We start from the raw sequence: 17,292 nt of genomic DNA on the forward strand, positions 1-17,292 counted from the left end.
GCGTCAGCCGACCGTGCGCAGCACCAGCCTGGCCAGTCGGATCGACGCCCGTCGCGACTGCGGGGCCTCGCCCCACAGGTCCACGCCGATCACCGTCTCCGCCTCGCGCATCCAGATCCGGCGGCTGTAGTAGACGCGCTCGACGCCGGTGTCGTCGTCGGTCCAGCGGTCGTTCATCTTCCAGGCCGCGGGTCGGCCGTCGCCCAGGGACGGCACGTCGGCGGGCCGGCGGATGAAGGTCCCGTCGATGTCGTCGCGGTGGTAGGTGCCGTAGCAGCGCTCGGCGTTGCGCCGGATCGTGCGGATCGCCTGCTTCGCGTCGTCGACGGTCGCGAACTCCTGCACGTGGAACCGCGGGTAGGAGGGGGCGTCGCCGCTCGCCGGGTAGTAGTAGGCCCACGCCCTGACCTCGCCGGCCGGGCCGTCCCGATAGGAGAGGCAGTTGCGCCGGAACACCCAGACCGCGTGGTCGTCCTCGAGGTGGCGGGCGCCGCCGTCGTACTCGGGGAGGATCTCGGCGACCTGGCGGACGCCGGGGAAGTCGGTGGCGTCGACCGAGCGGGGGACAGCTGACCCCGGAGGGATCGGCCCGGTCGTGCACAGGAGCGCGAGCACGGCAGCCGCTGCTGCTGCCCGGGCCGCCTGACGGAACCTGGTCCTCGGTCCTGTGCGCATCGCTGTCTCCGATCGTGTCGCCGCGGTTGTCCGCTATCAACAAGACGCGCGGCGGCGGCTCAGGTTGCGTCCGCGGGGACGTCGAGTCGACGCGCAAGGGATCGGTGCTGTCAAGCGAGCCGGTCACAGCGACTGAGGCACATGTCACACCAGCTCGTTGATCCCTGGGGCGCCGAATGGGCACCGTTGACGAATGACCCACGACAAAGCAGCAGAGGCCCGGGAAGGGTTGTTGGACGGTGTCGCCGGCAAGGCCAAGGAGGTGGCCGGTGCGGTGACCGGCAGGGACGACCTGGTGGAGGAGGGGCAGCTCCAGCAGGCCGAGGCTCGCAACCGGAAGGCCGCCGTTGCCGATGAGGCCATTGCCGACGCGAAGTCGGACGAGGCGGTGCAAGAGATGCAGGAGGCCAACCGCGAGGCCGCGGCGCAGAAGAATGCGGCCCGCGCCCAGGCCGAACGTGCCGAGACGGATGTGCAGCAGCAGCGGGCGAGTGAGCACGCACAGGCCGCGCGCGAAGCGGAGCTGAAGGAGGCCGCGGGTAGCGCCGCGGCCGAGCAGCGAGCAGACGACCTCGCGGACTCGCGGGTCCGCGAGGCCGCCTCCCTTGCAGCCGACGCCGCGTCCACCGAGCAGGAGGCGGCCGCCGAGAGGCTCCGCCTCGAGCGCGAGGCCGCCGCCGCCGACCAGCAGGCCGCGCAGCTGCGCGCCCAGACCGAGAAGTGAGGACCCCCATGACATCGAGGCTCAGCAGCCTGATCGCCCTTCCCTACGAGCTCGCCCGGATGCCTGTCGTCCTGGTCGACGACCGCCTCGCCACACGGCTGTCGGAGGACTCCGTGCCGCGGGTGGCGCTGGACCGCGTCATCGGCTCGGCCGACAAGATCGCCGGTAGCCTGCTTCACAACCAGGACATCGCCCAGCGTGGCGCCGACCGCATCGAACGGTCGAGCAAGCTCGCGACCGCTGCTCGGTTGGAGCAGGAGGCCACCGCCCGCCGCGAGCGGGCCGAGGAGACGCTCGTCTCCGGCCGACAGGAGGCTGCGCAGAAGCGAGAGGCGGCCCGCGACCGCGTCACCTCCGGCCTCGCCGAGGCCGAAGCCGTCGAGGCCCGCGGCAAGCAGGACGCGAAGGCTCGTGCCGCGAGGGAGGCGAAGGCCAAGAAGGCCGCCTCCGACGAGCGGGCCGCGAAGCGCGCGGCCACGATCGAGGAGCGAGAGGATCGGGTGGAATCCGCCGCAGACACGAAGAAGAAGGCGGCCCAGCGCGAAGCCAGGTCCGAGCTCGATGAAGCGCGGGAGAGCAGGAAGTCCGCCGCCGATGCTCGCGCCGACGCGGAGCGCCTGAGCGACCTCACGAAGGCGAAGAAGCAGGAGCGCAAGCGGGACTGAGGGCCGGGGCCTTGCGCCGGTAGCGCCTTACGTCGCGTCCGCGCGGCCTTCGAGATCGACCACGACCGGCGCGTGGTCGGAGGCTCCCTGGCCAGCCCGCTCCTCGCGGTCGATGAAGGCGCCCGTGACCCGCTCCGCGAGGGCCGGCGTCGCGACGACGAAGTCGATCTTCAGGCCGCGGTCCCGCTCGAAGCGCTGCCGGTAGTAGTCCCAGTAGGTGAAGCCCGGCGCGTGCGCGCGGGTCACCTCGAGCCACCCGTCGTCGAGGAACGCCTGGAACGCGGCCCGCTCGGGCGGTGTGACGTGGGTGGACGTGAGGAACCGCGTGACGTCGAAGACGTCGTCGTCGGTGGGGCAGATGTTCCAGTCGCCGACGAGGGCGGTCGGGGTGTCCCGCCAGGCTCGCGCGGCATCGCGGAGGCGCGCCAGCCAGTCGAGCTTGTAGACGTAGTGCGGGTCGCCGGGCTTGCGGCCGTTCGGCACGTACAGGCTCCAGATCCGCACCCCGCCGCAGATGGCGCCGATCGCCCGCGCCTCGGGCGCGACGGGGTCGCCCCAGCCGGGCATGCCGGGGAACCCGACCTCGACGTCGTCCAGGCCGACCCGGCTGATCAGGGCGACGCCGTTCCACTGGTCGACGCCGACGGCCGCGACGTCGTACCCCCGCGCCTCCAGTCCCATCAGCGGCAGCTGGTCCTCGCGCGCCTTCGTCTCCTGCAGCGCCAGCACGTCGATCTCGTGGCGGTCGAGCAGCGCCTCGACCCGGTCGATCCGGGACCGGAGGGAGTTGACGTTCCAGGTCGCGATCCGCACCCGGTCACGCTAGCGGCGCTGCAGATCCGTGCAGCAGCCGGGGGCTGCCGATTTCTGAGGCGGACGATGTATTGCTGCACGGCCGTGTCAGGAGTGTGATTGGCGCGGTTTCGCCCCATTCGAGGAAGGTTTTCAATGAAGCTCTCACGGATCAGCAGGATCTCCATGGGAATCGGTGCCTGCCTGGTCGCTGCGTGCGTCGGTGGCACCGCGGTCGCGACGGACGGCGGCGTGCCGACGTACAAGGAGTTCAAGGCCGACACCTACGTCGACACCGACGGCCAGTACATCGTGAACGGCGACGAGCCGGTCAGCAGCGACGGTGACCTGAAGAAGTTCTACAGCTCGATGGTCGAAACGAAGTCCGGCAAGACCCGCAACGACGGTCTGGTCGTCAACACGGTCTCCGGCCGTGACGACAAGTGGTCGGCCACCCAGGCGCTCAACCTGACCTACTGCGTCAGCACCAGGTTCGGTACGCGACACGCGGACGTCGTGAACGCGATGGCGGGCGGCGCCGGGCTGTGGGAGGCGGCGACCACGAAGGTCAACTTCATCTACGTGCCGTCCCAGAACTCCAGCTGCAACACCCGGAACAACAACATCCTGTTCTCGGTCGAGCCGGTCAGCACGACGCAGTACATCGCCCGGGCGTTCTTCCCGAGCACCTCGAAGCGCTCGCGCAACGTGCTCATCGACGACTCGATCTGGACGTCCGGCAACTGGGAGCCGGTCGACATCCTCGCCCACGAGCTCGGTCACACCCTGGGCTTCCGGCACGAGCACACCCGCCCCGAGTCCGGCACCTGCTTCGAGGACAACAACTGGCGGCCGCTGACGCCCTACGACAACCAGTCGATCATGCACTACCCGCAGTGCAACGGTGGCTCGGACGACCTGGAGTTCCAGGCCTCCGACGCCGCGGGTGTCCGCGCTCTGTACGGATCCTGACGCACTGGTTAGGCGGCGTGCCGCCCGTCCTCCACGCGAGGGGGGCGGCACGCCGCAGTCGCGTCGTCAGCTGCCGATGCGATAGCTGCGTACGCCGGCCGGCGCGTTGCGCTCGGCGGCCGACCGCTCGACGCAGAACTCGTTGCCCTCGGGGTCGGCGAGGGTGACCCAGCCGGAGCCGTCGTCCTCTCGGAAGTCGCCGACAAGGGTGGCTCCGAGCTCGAGCGCCTGCGCCACCGCCTCGTCGCGAGTGCGGTCGGTGGGCTGGAGATCGAGGTGGAGCCGGTTCTTCGCGGTCTTGCCCTCCGGCACGGGGATGAACAGCATCGACGTGCCCTCGTGGGGGAAGTAGGGCGCGACCACGACCTCGGGATCGTCGTCGTAGAAGACGATCCAGCCGGTCATCGCGGCCCAGAACTCGGCCAGCCGCCGGGCGTCGGCGCAGTCGAACGTCATATTTCTCACGGTCATCGCCATGCGCCCACTCTGCCGGTGGGTGCCGACATCGGCCACGGGACTCGGCCGTCGCCGTGGTCGGATCGAGACTGCGGGACGTGGGTACCTGCCTCCCCATGGCTCCCGGAATCGTCCTCCTCATCATCGGCGCGATCTTCACGTTCGCGCTCAAGGCCGAGTCCTCGTGGCTCAACGTGCGCGTGCTGGGCCTGATCCTGATGCTCGGCGGCGTTGCGTTCATCGCCCGCTCGCGGATGAAGCGACGCGAGGTCGTCACCCGCGAAACCGACGGTGCGGAGGTCGAAGAGACGCAGGTGGTCGAGCGCCGGGTCGAGTGACCACGGAGCACGCAGCGGCGCATGATTCACGGGCGCGCCGTACTCCCTCGTAGACTGCCCGCCCGTGGCTCTCACCATCGGCATCGTCGGTCTCCCCAACGCAGGCAAGTCGACGCTTTTCAACGCGTTGACCAAGAACGACGTGTTGGCGGCGAACTACCCGTTCGCCACGATCGAGCCCAACATCGGGGTCGTCGGGGTCCCGGACGACCGGATCCCGAAGCTTGCCGAGATCTACGGCTCGCAGAAGCAGCTGCCGGCGACGGTGCAGTTCGTCGACATCGCCGGCATCGTCCGCGGCGCCTCGCAGGGCGAGGGCCTGGGCAACAAGTTCCTCTCCCACATCCGTGAGTCCGACGCGATCTGCCAGGTGACGCGGGTGTTCCGCGACGAGGACGTCACGCACGTCGACGGCAAGGTCGACCCCGGCAGCGACATCTCCACCATCCAGACCGAGCTGATCCTCGCCGACCTCGAGACGGTCGACAAGGCGATCACGCGGCTGGAGAAGGAGGCACGGAAGGTCAAGGACCTGGCGGCCAACCTCGAGGCCGCGAAGCAGGCGAAGGAGGCGCTGGAGGCCGGCACGCCGATCGTCGCGACCTCGATCGACCGCGCGCTGATCCGGGAGCTGTCGCTCCTGACCGCGAAGCCCTACATCTACGTCTTCAACTGCGACACCGACGAGCTCGCCGACGAGGAGCTCAAAAACCGGATGCGTGAGCTCGTGGCGCCGGCCGAGGCGATCTTCCTCGACGCCAAGCTGGAGTCCGAGCTCGTCGAGCTCGACGACGACGAGGCCCGCGAGCTGCTCGCCGAGGTCGGCATCCCCGAGCCCGGCCTCGACGTCCTGGCCCGGGTCGGCTTCGACACCCTGGGCCTGCAGACCTACCTCACCGCCGGGCCCAAGGAGGTCCGCGCGTGGGAGATCAAGAAGGGCGCCACCGCCCCCGAGGCCGCCGGTGTCATCCACACCGACTTCCAGAAGGGCTTCATCAAGGCCGAGATCATCTCCTACGACGACCTCATCGCGATGGGCTCGGTCCTCAAGGCCCGCGAGGCCGGCAAGGTCCGGATGGAGGGCAAGGACTACGTCATGCAGGACGGCGACGTGGTGGAGTTCCGCTTCAACGTCTGAGTCGAGTGACCGGCCGCGCGGTGAACGCTCCCGGCTACGACTTCGCCAGCGAGAGGGACGGGTGGTCGCGCCGGAAGCGGCGCAGCGTGTAGCCGGTCACCACCGCATCCCCTGCGGCCCGGACCGACGCACTCCGCGGCAGGCGGAGCAAGGGTGCGAGCTCGCCGAAGTAGCGGCCGGGCCCCATGACGTCTACCTGTTCCTCGCGGCCGTCGGACAGCTCTCGGTAGATCTCCACGTAGCCGCTCTTCACGACGTACACCAGATCGCCCGGGTCACCCTGCCGGAAGAGCACCTCGCCGTCGGCGAGTACGACGTCCTCCGGCTCGCGCTCGGCGACGGAGCCGCTGGGCACCAGCTCTACGACCCGGTCGGCGATGTGGGTGATCCGGTCGTCGTGCGTGGCGACGACCACCATCCGACCGGGCTGCGCGAGCTCGCGGATCAGCCGGAGGACTCCCTCGACCTGGATGTGGTCGAGGTGCGCGGTCGGCTCGTCGGCGAGCACCAGCCGCGGCTCGTGGACGAGGGCCCGGGCGATGGCGACCCGTTGCTGCTGGCCGCCGGACATCTTGCTCGGCCGGTGGTTCATCCGTTCCGCGAGCCCCACGCTGGTGAGCAGCTCGGTGGCCCGCCGGTGGGCCTCGGGTCGGCGTAGCCCGGCGAGGGTCATCGGCGCGACCACGTTGCCGAGCGCGGTGAGACTGGGAACCAGGTTGAAGGCCTGGAAGACCACGCCGACGTGCCGGCGGCGGTACTCGGCCAGCTCCTTGGGCCCCATGCCGAGCAGGTCCGTGTCGCCCAGGGTGATGCTCCCCGCCGTCGGCGTGAGCAGTCCGGCCAGGCAGGAGAGGAGCGTGGTCTTGCCGCAGCCACTCGGCCCGAGCAGGACGACCAGCTCGCCGTCCGCGGCACTCATGGACAGGTGGTTCAGCGGGCGGATCGGATAGCCGCCGGAGTCGAACTCGACGGTGAGGTCGCTGACCACGAGGTCGGACATCAGGCCCCTCCGAAGGCGAGCGCCGGATCCGCCTTGACGGCCTGTCGCAGCGCGACCAGCGAGGAGAGGATGCCGACCCCGGTGGCGATCACCGGCATCAGCAGGTACGCCGTACCGGGCACCTCGACGGGGACCTTGTAGAGCGGGCGGAGGAAGCCGGAGACCGCGAACGCGAAGGCAGCGGCCGCCAGGCACACCAGCACCGCCTGGATCGCGACGCCGAGGAACAGCGACACCGACGACGCGCCGACCGCCTTGAGCACGGCGAAGTCCCGCGTTCGCTGGAGCGCGGAGACGTAGATGAGCGCCGCGACGATGATGGTCGCGACCGCCCACATCAGGTAGCGGGACGCATCGACGGAGGACACCGCGTCCTTCATCGGGCCGAGGCTGTCCTCCTCGACCTCCTCGTTCGTCATCAGGGTGAACCCGGCCGGCAATGCCTCAGGCTCTCCCCTCACCACGATCGTGGTCACGATGTCCTCGCCCTGGAAGAGGGCTTCCTGTGCTGCGGGCAGGCTGATCCACGCATTGGGCGTGCCGCCCAGCATCGTCATGCCGGAGACCAGGCCGACCACCTCGAATTCGCGTCCACCCAAGGTGAACGTCTCGCCGATGTCGAGGCCGAGCCGCTCGTCTGCGACCGCCTCGTCGTCCCCACCGACGGGTTCGCCTCGTTCGGGGGCGACCTGGCCCGGCCGCCCCACCTCCGTGCCGATCATCATGATCCGGAGTGGACGATCGAGGTCCTCCGTGAACACCGACTGCAGTGAGATGACCATCCCGCTGGCGTCGTCGACGTCCGCATCTGAGGCGAGCTCGTCGACCGTGGACCCGGGAATGCCGCTGACGGAGGTGAACGGGCCGGACGTGCCGGTCCGGAGCACCCAACCGTCGGCGTCGGCGGACGCCACGGTGCGGTCGATCTCGTTGTGGAAGCCGGCCACCATCCCGGAGAGCAGCAGCGCGAGGGCGAAGGTCAGTCCCGCGCCGACGACGGCGATGAGGAACTGGCGGGACCTCATGCGGAGGTCTGCGAGCGTGATCGCCAGCATGCTGGACCTCCGGGGTACGTCGTCAGCAGGCGAAGACGGCGGTCCTCGTGGTGGCGAGGCTGTCGGCGTCCCCGAGGTAGCGGGCAATCACCCGGCAGGTCGTCGTCGAGGCCGGGTTGGCGAAGCCCGCCGCGTAGTCGCCGTAGGTCGTCAGGGTCGCGTCGACCCGGCCGGCCGGGCGGAAGACGGCTCCGTCGTGGCGCTGGAGGTCGACCCGCACGAGCTGGCCGGGGTTGGCGTTGAAGAGCTCGCCCCGGACAGTGACCCGGGTGTCCGTCACGGTGGGAGTGGCCGTCGCGTACGTCGAAGCGGCGGTGCTCGTGGGCAGTGGCTGCCACGCGGGCGCGACGTCGGAGCCCGGCCCGGTGTTGGGCACGCGCCGGACACTGGTCCCATCGGGGCGCGCCAGGAAGAGGTCCGGGCCGGCGGGGGCGGTGTAGCCGCTGGACGAGAACACCACCCAGTCGCCCTCGGGCGACCAGGCCGGGTTGGTCCCGCCCTTGTCCAGCCCTGCGGCGATCGCGGTCTGCTGGGTGCCGTTGCGGTTCATCGTCCAGATCTGGCCGCTGCGCTCGTAGACCAGGCGCAGCCCGTCGGGCGACCAGTCCGGGTATTTCTCCGTCCCCAGACCGCCTGTCGAGGTCGTCAGCTGTCGCTTGTTGCCGCCGCCCGCGCCCATCATCCAGATGTCGGCGCCGCGAACGTAGGCGATGGTCGTGCCGTCCGGGCTCCACGCCGGGCTGATGCCCGCTCCCTGGATGGCGGGATCGTGGGTCAGGTTCTGCTTGCCGGCCCCGGTCGCGGCGTCCATCACCCAGACGTCGCCCTGGTAGACGTAGGCGATCTTGGTGCCGTCGGGGGACCACGCCGGCTCGGTGCCCGCCTGGCCGGAGTCGGTGCTGTCGGCCAGCGGCGTCAGGTTCCGCAGCCCCGAGCCGTCGGCGTTGACCACCCAGATGTCCAGGTGTGACCCATCGCGCGTGCTGGAGAAGGCCAGCTGGGTCCCGTCCGGCGACCAGGCCGGGTCCTGGTCGCGGGCCGGGTGGTTGGTGAGGTTCGTGCGGCCCGTCCCGTTCGGGGCGATGGTGTAGATGTCGAGACCCTCTTCGTGGGCAGGGTTCTGCGCGACGTACGCGAGCAGCCCTTCGGCTCCGGGGGACGCGCCGACGGCGGGAGATGCCGCGACGAGCGGGCCGGAGGCCGCGCCGAGGAGGACGGCGGCGCCGCCGACGAGGAGCTGGTGGGTGAGTGCCATGGTGATGCCTTTCCTCGGCCATCGATTCTGCGCCACCGTCACACCCCGCGCTCAAGAAACGCTCAACTCGCAGAAAATGCGAGGAACTGCCAGATCCCGTCGACTCCCGGCCAACCCTGCGGGCACCAGCAATATCCGATCGCGCCGGCCAGTTCTGGTCTCGTACGGTCCGACCACACGGACAGGCGGGAAGCGATGGACACTCGGGCAAGGCTGGGGCTGGTCGTCGGAGCACTTGCGGTCGTCTACGTCGTCTGGGGCTCGACGTACCTCGCGATCCGGGTGGTCGTCGAGGAGATGCCGCCGATGTCCGGGATGGGCAGCCGGTTCGTCCTCGCGGGACTGCTGCTCGGCGGGCTGCTGGCGCTGCGCGGGGTCGACCTCCGGGTCACCCGCGCCGAGCTCGCCGGCGCAGCGCTGCTGGGGCTGATGCTGCCGCTGCTCGGCAACGGCCTCGTGGCTGTCGGCGAGGAGCGAGGCGTCCCGAGCGGGGTGGCGGCGCTCCTCGTCGCCGGTGTGCCGCTCTTCGTCACCGCCTACCGCGTCCTCACCGGCGACTGGCCGTCGCTGTGGTCGGTGCTCGGCGTCCTCCTGGGCTTCCTCGGCCTCGCCTGGCTGGTCCTCGGCGGCCGCGACCAAGGGGACGTGCCGCTGGTGGGAGCCGTGATCGTGCTCGCCGCGAGCGCCTTCTGGGCCTTCGGGTCGTGGGTCCAGCCGCGGCTGACGCTTCCCGAGAACGCCTTCGTCCTCGCCGTCCACGAGATGTGGACCGGCGGCGCGATGATGGTCGCGCTCGGCCTCCTGCGGGGCGAGGACCTCGCACCTTCGCGGTACGGCGCGGAGACCTGGCTCGCCTGGGGATACCTGGTGAGCTTCGGGTCGATGCTCGCCTTCAGCGCATACGTCTGGCTCCTCGCCAACGCGCCGATCGGCCTCGTCGCGACGTATGCCTACATCAACCCGGTGGTCGCGGTCTTCCTCGGCTGGCTCATCCTCGCCGAGCCGATCACGAGCGCGGTGCTGGTCGGCGGCCTCGTCATCGTGGTGGCGGTCGCCGTCGTGATCTCGGTGGAGCGCAGACCGGCGCGGCAGGAGGACGAGCCTGCGCTCGAGGTCGTCTGACGACCGTCGGACCTCCACCCTGCGCCGTCGCGATCGCGGGAGTGGGGCCATACCGCCTTGACCACCTCGCCCGACGGTCTAAGTTGATGTGATGGAGCAGCAGCAGAACGTCGTGGACGTCACCCGCCGGCTCGCCGAGGCACTCGTGCCGGGCGACCTCGACTCCACGCTGGCGCAGGTCACCGCGGCTGCCGTCGAAGTCCTCCCGGACGTGGACTACGCCAGCATCACGATCAAGCGTTCGGACGGCCGGCTCGAGACCGTCGCCCCGACCGACGATCTGCTGAAGCCGCTCGACAAGGCCCAGTACGAGCTCCGCGAGGGACCCTGCTACTACGCTGCCACCAAGTCCGTCCACATCACGTCCCCGGACCTCGCAGCGGACCAGCGGTTCCCGAAGTACGCCGCGATCGCGGTGGCGGCCGGGATCCACGCCCAGGCCGGGCTCCAGCTCTTCGACAACGAGGCGTCGCAGGGCGCGCTGAACCTCTACTCGCTGCAGGTCGGCGCCTTCTCCGACCTCGAGCTGCTCGGCCCGTTGTTCGCGCACCAGTCCGCGATGGCCATCGACTACGCCCGCGAGATCGAGAGCGTGCGCGAGGCCGTGCACAGCCGCGGGATCATCGGCCAGGCCGTCGGCATCCTGATGGAGCGCTACCGCCTCGACGACGCGCGGGCCTTCGGCTTCCTGCTGCGCCTGTCCCAGAACGAGAACATCAAGGTGCGCGTGCTGGCGGAGGACCTGGTGGCCCGGTCCACCGCGGAGTACGAGACCGGTCGGTAGCGCGCTCGACGCGCCCCCTAGACTGCCGCACGAACAGCTCAGGAAGCGGGCTGTGCCCGGGGTGACCCATCGGCACGGAGGTCCCGTTGCGAGCGGAGCAGCACGTTCTTGTCCTGGTGGACGACACCGAGGTGTCGGGGCTGCTGTTGAAGTGGGGCCGCGCCGGTGAGCGAGCCCTTGTCACCTACGAGGTCGACGGTCGGGTCGCCACGCTGTGGCTCCGGGCCGACCAGCTGCGTCCCGCGCCCGACGGACCGCTCGCGCCCGAGCCCCTGACGGACTGATCCCGCGGGCGGGAGTAAAGATTCCGGCAACTTGTTGAATCTTCAGCCAACTTCTCGGTTCCTCACGAAGAATGGTGTCACCTCTTCCCCTGCGAACACTCGGACTCCTCTCATGAACCGTCGCTCTTCCCTGCTGCCCGCTGCCGCCCTCGCGGGTGCAGCCCTCCTCGTGCCGACCGGCTCCGCGGAGGCTTCCCGCCCGGGAGACGGCGGCCGATTCGAGACCTGGGTGGGGTACGACGTCGGGCGCTACCCGACGGCGGTCGCGGCGGCCGACCTCGACGGGGACGGGCTGGCCGACGCCGCCTGGGTCCGTGACGACTTCTTCCAGAACTCCATCTCGGTGACCCTGAACCTGGGCGACGGCACTCTCGACACCGCGCAGACCTATCCGACGACCTCGCAGTCCACGGATGTCGCCGCCGCCGACCTCGACGGCGACGGCGACGTCGACCTCGCGGTCTCCGCGCGGGGCGACAGCTACGCCAACAACACCGTGGACCTCTTCCTCAACGACGGGGCCGGCGCGTTCACCCACTCCACGACCACCGGCGGCTCCGGTCCCGAGCAGATCACCGCGGGCGACGTGGACGCCGACGGCGACTCCGACCTGGTGCTGGCGAACTACAACGAGTACCCGGAGTCCACGGTCACCGTGCTGCGCAACAACGGCGACGCGACGTTCGCCGCCGAGGACACCGTCGTGGGCTTCCGGGTGCACGACGTCGTGATCGGCGACCTCACCGGCGACGGCACGACCGACCTCGGGGCCGCGCGGCTCAACGAGGACGTCAACCGCTACGAGCTGCACGTCCTCGAGCAGCGCGCGAACGGCACGTTCGCGCCTGACGCGGCGCCCCAGCGGTTCGACGTCTCGACCAACGGAGGCGTCGGTAGCCCCTCCCTGGCCGTGGGCGACCTTGACGGTGACACCGACCTCGACATCGTCATGGGTGGCGGTGCGACCTTCGAGAACGCGGTGCTGACCAACGACGGCACCGGCGCGTTCGCCGTACGGACCTATGAGGCGCCGATGGTCAGCCCGCGGATCGCCGACCTCGACGGCGACGGCGACGCGGACATCGCCGGCGTCGGCGGCGGTGGCGGGATCCGCGGCACGGCGACGATCCAGCACAACAACGGCGATGGCACGTTCGCCGCCCCCGTCCGGGCGGTGACCGGCAGCAACCCGCTGGGGCTCGACGTCGCCGACCTGCAGGGTGACGGCCGACTCGACCTCCTCGTCGCCGCCCGCGACATCGGCAGCGGTGTCACCCACCGCCAGCGGGCCGACGCGACGTTCGCAGCGCCGGACGCCGGCCAGCTGTTCGCCCCGTCCGTCGGCGTGACCACCGGCGACGTCGACGGGGACGGCGACGTCGATGTCGCCGCCGCGGTCGACGGCGACGCCGGTCGCAGCATCCGGGTGCTGGCCAACGACGGGTCCGGCGGCCTCACCGAGCGGGCGCAGGTGCCCAGCGGGACCGACCCCCGGTCGCTGACCATGGCCGACGTCGACGGTGACGACGACGCCGACCTGACCTGGCTCGCAGGCGCCTACACGACGCAGGTCGTGACCACCGCGCTCAACAACGGCGACGGCACGTTCGCGGCGCCGACCACGCGCAAGGTGTCCACCTGCAGCGACCACGTGAACCTCGGCGACGTCGACGGCGACGGTGACCTCGACCAGGTCGTCGGCAACGAGGGCTACTGCGAGTCGACCTCGGAGGTCGCGCAGGTGTCGGTCAGCCTCAACAACGGCGCCGGTGGGTTCGCCGACGAGCGGCTCGTGCGGCTGGCCCAGTTCACCGGCGACGTCGTGGTCGCCGACATCGACCGGGACGGCACCGCCGACCTGATCGGCGCGTCCGGCCTGGCCACCACCGACGACGTCGCGGTCGCGCTCGGCACCGGCGGGGGAGAGTTCGCCGCCCCCGTCCTCACCACGACCGGCGCGGCGCACCGGGAGGTCGTCGTCCGCGACCTCGACGGCGACGGGGACCTCGACATCGCGTCGAACACGTTCAACGACGGCACGGCGCTGCTGTTCGGCAACCGCACCGCGGGCTTCCCCCAGGTGGAGTTCCTGGCCGGGGAGCAGATCCACGGCTACCGCAACGCGGTGGGCATCGCCGTCGGCGACATCGACGGGGACACCATCCCCGACATCGTCGTGGCGAACGAGAGCGGCAGCGACGTCGGCGTCCACCGCGGCCTCGGTGGCGGCGCGTTCGAGGAGCGGCAGGTCCGCTACGGCATGCGGCCCCGGGTCACCGACGTGGCCCTCGCCGACCTCAACGGCGACGGTGTCCTGGACGTCGTCAGCCCCGCCCAGCTGCCGGGAACCTCCGCGTTCGCGGCACGGAAGACCGCGACCCGTGGCCTGGTGGCTGCAGCCGTCGACCCGACCGGCCTGACCCTGCTGCTGGGCGCCCGGCCGAAGTGCACGATCGTCGGCACCGCCGGCCCCGACCGTCTCGTCGGAACCTCGCGCACGGACGTCATCTGCGGCCGGGGCGGCAACGACACCATCCTCGGCGCCGGCGGCAGCGACGTGCTGCTGGGCCACGGCGGCAACGACGTCGTCTACGGCGGCGAGGGGTACGACGTGCTCCGCGGCGGCGCGGACGCCGACGAGCTGCGGGGCGGCGCGTCCGACGACGCGATGCGCGGGGACGCGGGAACGGACCGGCTGTACGGCGGTCCCGGCTCCGACACGGTGGACCTGCGGGACGCCGGCACCGGCACGGAGACCGGCGTCGCCGGCGGCGGAGTGGACCACTGCCTGGCCAACCGGGTGGACGTCCTGAGCGGCTGCCCCTGATCGATCAGGTGGGCGACTGCTGGTGGAACGCCAGCAGCCAGCGCCCGTCCTCGCGGACGAACACGCTCGTCATCACGGCGGTGTAGGCAGGCGCGCCTTCCCGCTGCGCGGACGCCCGGTAGACGAGGATGGCGCTGTCGTCGGTGAGCTCGACGACCTGCGGCTCGCTGATCTCGAACGACGCCCAGGGGTCGCCGGCCCGCAGCGACTCGACAGCCTCCTCGCGACCCATCACCCCGAAGGGGAAGGCCATCATCGCGTTCGCCGTCAGGTGCTCGTCGTAGTAGTCGGCCCCGGACGGCGTCGTCAGGGCCTGCCATCCCTCGGTCTCCATCCGGACCAGCTCGTCCAGCACGGACACGGTCCCGCTCCCTTCGCACATATCGGCCACGGCACGACGTCCGGTGACCCGATCGGCGCCGCTCAAACGGGAGGGTTCTCCGCGGCGGCCTCGATCCGCTCCAGGGTCTGCCGCATGCCGGCGCGGAGGCTCTGGGTGAACGCGGCCTGGCCGCCCATGAAGCCGTCGGTGAGCTCGAGCGACAGGTCGGAGATGCCGTCGGGCGCCTCCCGGCGCTGGGTGAGGAGCGTGCTGTCGTCGATCGGCTCCAGCAGGAACGACCACACCACCCAGTTCTCGGCGATCCGGAACGCGAGCGCCCGCTCCTCCTCGAAGCGCGTGATCTCGCCGTGGGTGGTCCACTCGAGGTCGCCCTCCCGGTTGCGGTTGGTGAACTCCGCCCCGAGCTCACACCGCTCGAACCCGCGCCGCAGCCGGGTCGACGCGACCTGCGGGCTCCACTCGGGCATCCGGCGCACGTCGCTGACGAGTGCCCACACCCGGGACGGCGGGGCGGAGATCTCGATCCGGTCCTCGAGCAGCGGCTCGTACGTCGTGCCCATCGATCCTCCTCCAGGTATGCGACCGATCGGTCGCAAGACGACGCTACCAGCGTGTCTCCTAGTCTGTCCTCACGTCGTCTCTCGGCCAGGCGCGCGCCTGGCGGAACAGGAATCAGATGTCACCGTCGCCTCACCGGGTCCAGGTCGGAGGGCTCCAGGTCGCCGCCGAGCTCCACGCGTTCGTGCGTGACGAGGCTCTACCGGGCTCCGGCATCGACGAGGACGCGTTCTGGCGTGGCGTCGGGGCGATCTTCGACGAGCTCACCCCGCGCAACCGACAGCTGCTCTCCCGCCGCGACGAGCTCCAGGAGCAGCTCGACGCGTGGCACGAGGCCCATCCCGGCCCGGTCCGCGACCAGACCGGCTACGTCACGATGCTCCGCGAGATCGGGTACCTCGTGGACGAGCCGGCGGACTTCCAGATCGAGACCCGCGACGTCGACGACGAGATCGCGGTCCAGGCCGGCCCCCAGCTCGTCGTACCCGTCCTGAACCCGCGCTTCGCGGCCAACGCCGCCAACGCGCGATGGGGGTCGCTCTACGACGCGCTCTACGGCACGGACGCGCTGCCCGAGGACGACGGGCGCGAGCGCGGGACGTCCTACAACCCAAGACGTGGAGCAGAGGTGATCGCTCGCGCGCGGGCGTTCCTCGACGCGCACTTCCCGCTGGCGGAGGGCAGCCACGCCGACGCCCGGGCCTACTCCGTCGAGGGTGACAGGCTGGTCGTCGCCCTCGGCGGCGGGCGGACCGGGCTCGCGGAGCCCGGCCAGTACGTCGGCCACCGCGGCGACCCGGAGCGTCCCGACGGCGTCCTCCTCGTCCACCACGGGCTGCACGTGGAGATCCAGGTGGACCGCGAGCACCCCATCGGCAAGGACGACGCCGCCGGCGTCAAGGACCTGCTGCTCGAGGCCGCGGTCTCCACGATCATGGACCTCGAGGACTCCGTCGCCGCGGTGGACACCGCCGACAAGGTGGCGGCCTACCGGAACTGGCTCCGGCTCAACCAGGGGACGCTCAGCGTCGACGTCGCGAAGGGCGCGGACTCGTTCACGAGGAGGCTCGCCCCGGACCGGGTGTACGACGGCCCCGCCGGGCAGGTCGTCCTGCCCGGGCGGTCGCTGCTCTTCGTCCGGCAGGTCGGGCACCTGATGACCACCGACGCGGTGCTCGACGCAGCCGGGCAGGAGGTGCCGGAAGGGATCCTCGACGCCGTGGTGACGGCGCTGTGCAGCCTCGTCGACCTCCAGGGCCGGGGCGAGCTGCGCAACTCACGGACGGGCTCGATGTACGCCGTGAAGCCGAAGATGCACGGTCCCGACGAGGTCGCGTTCGCCGACGACCTGTTCGCGCGGGTCGAGGACCTGCTCGGGCTGCGGCGCGGCACCATCAAGCTCGGGATCATGGACGAGGAGCGGCGCACGTCGGCCAACCTCGCCGCCTGCATCCACGCCGCTCGTGGTCGCGTCGCCTTCATCAACACCGGGTTCCTCGACCGGACCGGCGACGAGCTCCACACCTCGATGCTCGGCGGGCCGATGGTCCGCAAGGGCGACATGAGGTCCGAGCCCTGGATCTCGGCCTACGAGGACCGGAACGTCGACATCGGCCTCGCGTGCGGCTTCCGGGGGCGCGCGCAGATCGGCAAGGGCATGTGGGCGATGCCGGACGAGATGGCCGCCATGCTCGAGCAGAAGGTCGGTCATCCCGAGGCGGGCGCGTCGTGCGCCTGGGTGCCGTCCCCGACGGCCGCCACGCTCCACGCGCTGCACTACCACCAGGTCGACGTGGCCGCGCGCCAGCAGGAGCTCGCGGACCGGCCGCGCGCCTCGCTCGAGCAGCTGCTGACGGTGCCGATCGCGGACCCTCCGTCGTGGTCGGACGAGGAGCGCCTCGCCGAGCTCGACAACAACCTCCAGGGCATCCTCGGCTACGTGAAACGGTGGATCGACGACGGCATCGGCTGCTCCAAGGTGCCCGACATCCGCGGCACCGCGCTGATGGAGGACCGCGCGACCTGCCGGATCTCCAGCCAGCACGTCGCCAACTGGCTGCACCACGGCGTCGTCACGCCCGACGAGGTCGAGCAGGCGTTCCGGCGGATGGCCGACGTCGTCGACGAGCAGCAGGCGGCGCCGGGCTACGAGCCGATGGGTCCGTCGTACGACGGCGAGGCGTTCCGCGCGGCCCACGACCTCGTCTTCGAGGGCCGCACGCAGCCGTCGGGCTACACCGAGCCGATCCTGCACCGGCGCCGCCGGGCCAGGAAGCGGGAGCAAGGCGCCGTCCGGGCGTGACC

At 70.9% G+C, this 17,292-nt stretch carries 18 protein-coding genes; 10 read left to right on the top strand and 8 right to left on the bottom strand.

Annotation, left to right across the window (positions count from 1 at the left end; genetic code table 11):
* Nucleotides 1–3 precede the first annotated feature (3 nt).
* Nucleotides 4–675 carry a hypothetical protein gene (locus F0U47_RS16840; RefSeq protein WP_149751620.1) on the bottom strand — a complete coding sequence of 224 codons (672 nt, stop codon included), beginning with the start codon at nucleotides 673–675 and terminating at the stop codon, nucleotides 4–6.
* Between the two features lie 193 nt (nucleotides 676–868).
* Here F0U47_RS16840 and F0U47_RS16845 point away from each other — a divergent pair, with 193 nt between their 5' ends.
* Both F0U47_RS16845 and F0U47_RS16850 read left to right on the top strand, forming a co-directional pair.
* On the top strand, nucleotides 869–1,399 hold the full coding sequence (locus F0U47_RS16845) for a CsbD family protein (protein WP_149751621.1): 531 nt from the start codon (nucleotides 869–871) through the stop codon (nucleotides 1,397–1,399).
* Between the two features lie 8 nt (nucleotides 1,400–1,407).
* Nucleotides 1,408–2,064, top strand: coding sequence for a hypothetical protein (locus tag F0U47_RS16850; protein WP_149751622.1), 657 nt, complete (start codon nucleotides 1,408–1,410; stop codon nucleotides 2,062–2,064).
* A gap of 27 nt (nucleotides 2,065–2,091) precedes the next feature.
* On the opposite strand, the gene F0U47_RS16855 is transcribed toward F0U47_RS16850, so the two are convergent.
* Entirely contained in the window at nucleotides 2,092–2,877 is a 786-nt protein-coding gene (locus F0U47_RS16855) for an exodeoxyribonuclease III (protein WP_149751623.1), read from the bottom strand.
* Between the two features lie 135 nt (nucleotides 2,878–3,012).
* On the opposite strand from F0U47_RS16855, the gene F0U47_RS16860 reads away from it, so the two are divergent.
* Nucleotides 3,013–3,828, top strand: a complete 816-nt coding sequence (locus F0U47_RS16860; protein WP_149751624.1) for a M57 family metalloprotease — start codon at nucleotides 3,013–3,015, stop codon at nucleotides 3,826–3,828.
* 66 nt (nucleotides 3,829–3,894) lie between these two features.
* On the opposite strand, the gene F0U47_RS16865 is transcribed toward F0U47_RS16860, so the two are convergent.
* Nucleotides 3,895–4,305 carry a VOC family protein gene (locus F0U47_RS16865; RefSeq protein ID WP_149751625.1) on the bottom strand — a complete coding sequence of 137 codons (411 nt, stop codon included), beginning with the start codon at nucleotides 4,303–4,305 and terminating at the stop codon, nucleotides 3,895–3,897.
* Between the two features lie 95 nt (nucleotides 4,306–4,400).
* Here F0U47_RS16865 and F0U47_RS16870 point away from each other — a divergent pair, with 95 nt between their 5' ends.
* On the top strand, nucleotides 4,401–4,622 hold the full coding sequence (locus F0U47_RS16870) for a hypothetical protein (RefSeq protein ID WP_149751626.1): 222 nt from the start codon (nucleotides 4,401–4,403) through the stop codon (nucleotides 4,620–4,622).
* A 64-nt stretch (nucleotides 4,623–4,686) separates the two neighbouring features.
* On the top strand, nucleotides 4,687–5,760 hold the full coding sequence (ychF, locus tag F0U47_RS16875; protein ID WP_149751627.1) for a redox-regulated ATPase YchF: 1,074 nt from the start codon (nucleotides 4,687–4,689) through the stop codon (nucleotides 5,758–5,760).
* 34 nt (nucleotides 5,761–5,794) lie between these two features.
* On the opposite strand, the gene F0U47_RS16880 is transcribed toward ychF, so the two are convergent.
* From F0U47_RS16880 to F0U47_RS16890, 3 genes are read right to left on the bottom strand one after another with little or no spacing between them, the layout of a single operon-like run.
* Entirely contained in the window at nucleotides 5,795–6,760 is a 966-nt protein-coding gene (locus F0U47_RS16880; protein ID WP_149751628.1) for an ABC transporter ATP-binding protein, read from the bottom strand.
* Entirely contained in the window at nucleotides 6,760–7,815 is a 1,056-nt protein-coding gene (locus F0U47_RS16885) for an ABC transporter permease (protein WP_149751629.1), read from the bottom strand. The genes F0U47_RS16880 and F0U47_RS16885 overlap by 1 nt, the downstream gene beginning before the upstream one ends.
* A gap of 22 nt (nucleotides 7,816–7,837) precedes the next feature.
* A complete protein-coding gene (locus F0U47_RS16890) occupies nucleotides 7,838–9,070 on the bottom strand; it encodes a TolB family protein (RefSeq protein ID WP_149751630.1) in 1,233 nt (410 codons plus the stop codon).
* A 195-nt stretch (nucleotides 9,071–9,265) separates the two neighbouring features.
* On the opposite strand from F0U47_RS16890, the gene F0U47_RS16895 reads away from it, so the two are divergent.
* The 4 genes from F0U47_RS16895 (at nucleotide 9,266) to F0U47_RS16905 (ending at nucleotide 14,087) form a co-directional block, all read left to right on the top strand.
* A complete protein-coding gene (locus tag F0U47_RS16895; RefSeq protein WP_149751631.1) occupies nucleotides 9,266–10,192 on the top strand; it encodes an EamA family transporter in 927 nt (308 codons plus the stop codon).
* A gap of 91 nt (nucleotides 10,193–10,283) precedes the next feature.
* A complete protein-coding gene (locus F0U47_RS16900) occupies nucleotides 10,284–10,976 on the top strand; it encodes a GAF and ANTAR domain-containing protein (protein WP_149751632.1) in 693 nt (230 codons plus the stop codon).
* A 116-nt stretch (nucleotides 10,977–11,092) separates the two neighbouring features.
* The gene (locus tag F0U47_RS21320; protein WP_188111393.1) at nucleotides 11,093–11,260 is read left to right on the top strand and encodes a hypothetical protein; all 168 of its coding nucleotides are present in this window, start codon (nucleotides 11,093–11,095) and stop codon (nucleotides 11,258–11,260) included.
* A gap of 112 nt (nucleotides 11,261–11,372) precedes the next feature.
* Nucleotides 11,373–14,087: an FG-GAP-like repeat-containing protein gene (locus F0U47_RS16905; protein ID WP_149751633.1), complete on the top strand. Its 2,715-nt coding sequence runs from the start codon at nucleotides 11,373–11,375 to the stop codon at nucleotides 14,085–14,087.
* A gap of 4 nt (nucleotides 14,088–14,091) precedes the next feature.
* Here F0U47_RS16905 and F0U47_RS16910 read toward each other — a convergent pair whose 3' ends face one another.
* Entirely contained in the window at nucleotides 14,092–14,448 is a 357-nt protein-coding gene (locus F0U47_RS16910; RefSeq protein WP_188111394.1) for a nuclear transport factor 2 family protein, read from the bottom strand.
* A gap of 62 nt (nucleotides 14,449–14,510) precedes the next feature.
* The gene (locus tag F0U47_RS16915) at nucleotides 14,511–14,990 is read right to left on the bottom strand and encodes an SRPBCC family protein (RefSeq protein ID WP_149751635.1); all 480 of its coding nucleotides are present in this window, start codon (nucleotides 14,988–14,990) and stop codon (nucleotides 14,511–14,513) included.
* A gap of 116 nt (nucleotides 14,991–15,106) precedes the next feature.
* On the opposite strand from F0U47_RS16915, the gene F0U47_RS16920 reads away from it, so the two are divergent.
* Nucleotides 15,107–17,290, top strand: coding sequence for a malate synthase G (locus F0U47_RS16920; RefSeq protein WP_149751636.1), 2,184 nt, complete (start codon nucleotides 15,107–15,109; stop codon nucleotides 17,288–17,290).
* Nucleotides 17,291–17,292: the final 2 nt, after the last annotated feature.

Origin of the sequence: Nocardioides antri, assembly GCF_008373765.1 — a bacterium.
Classification (GTDB): domain Bacteria; phylum Actinomycetota; class Actinomycetes; order Propionibacteriales; family Nocardioidaceae; genus Nocardioides; species Nocardioides antri.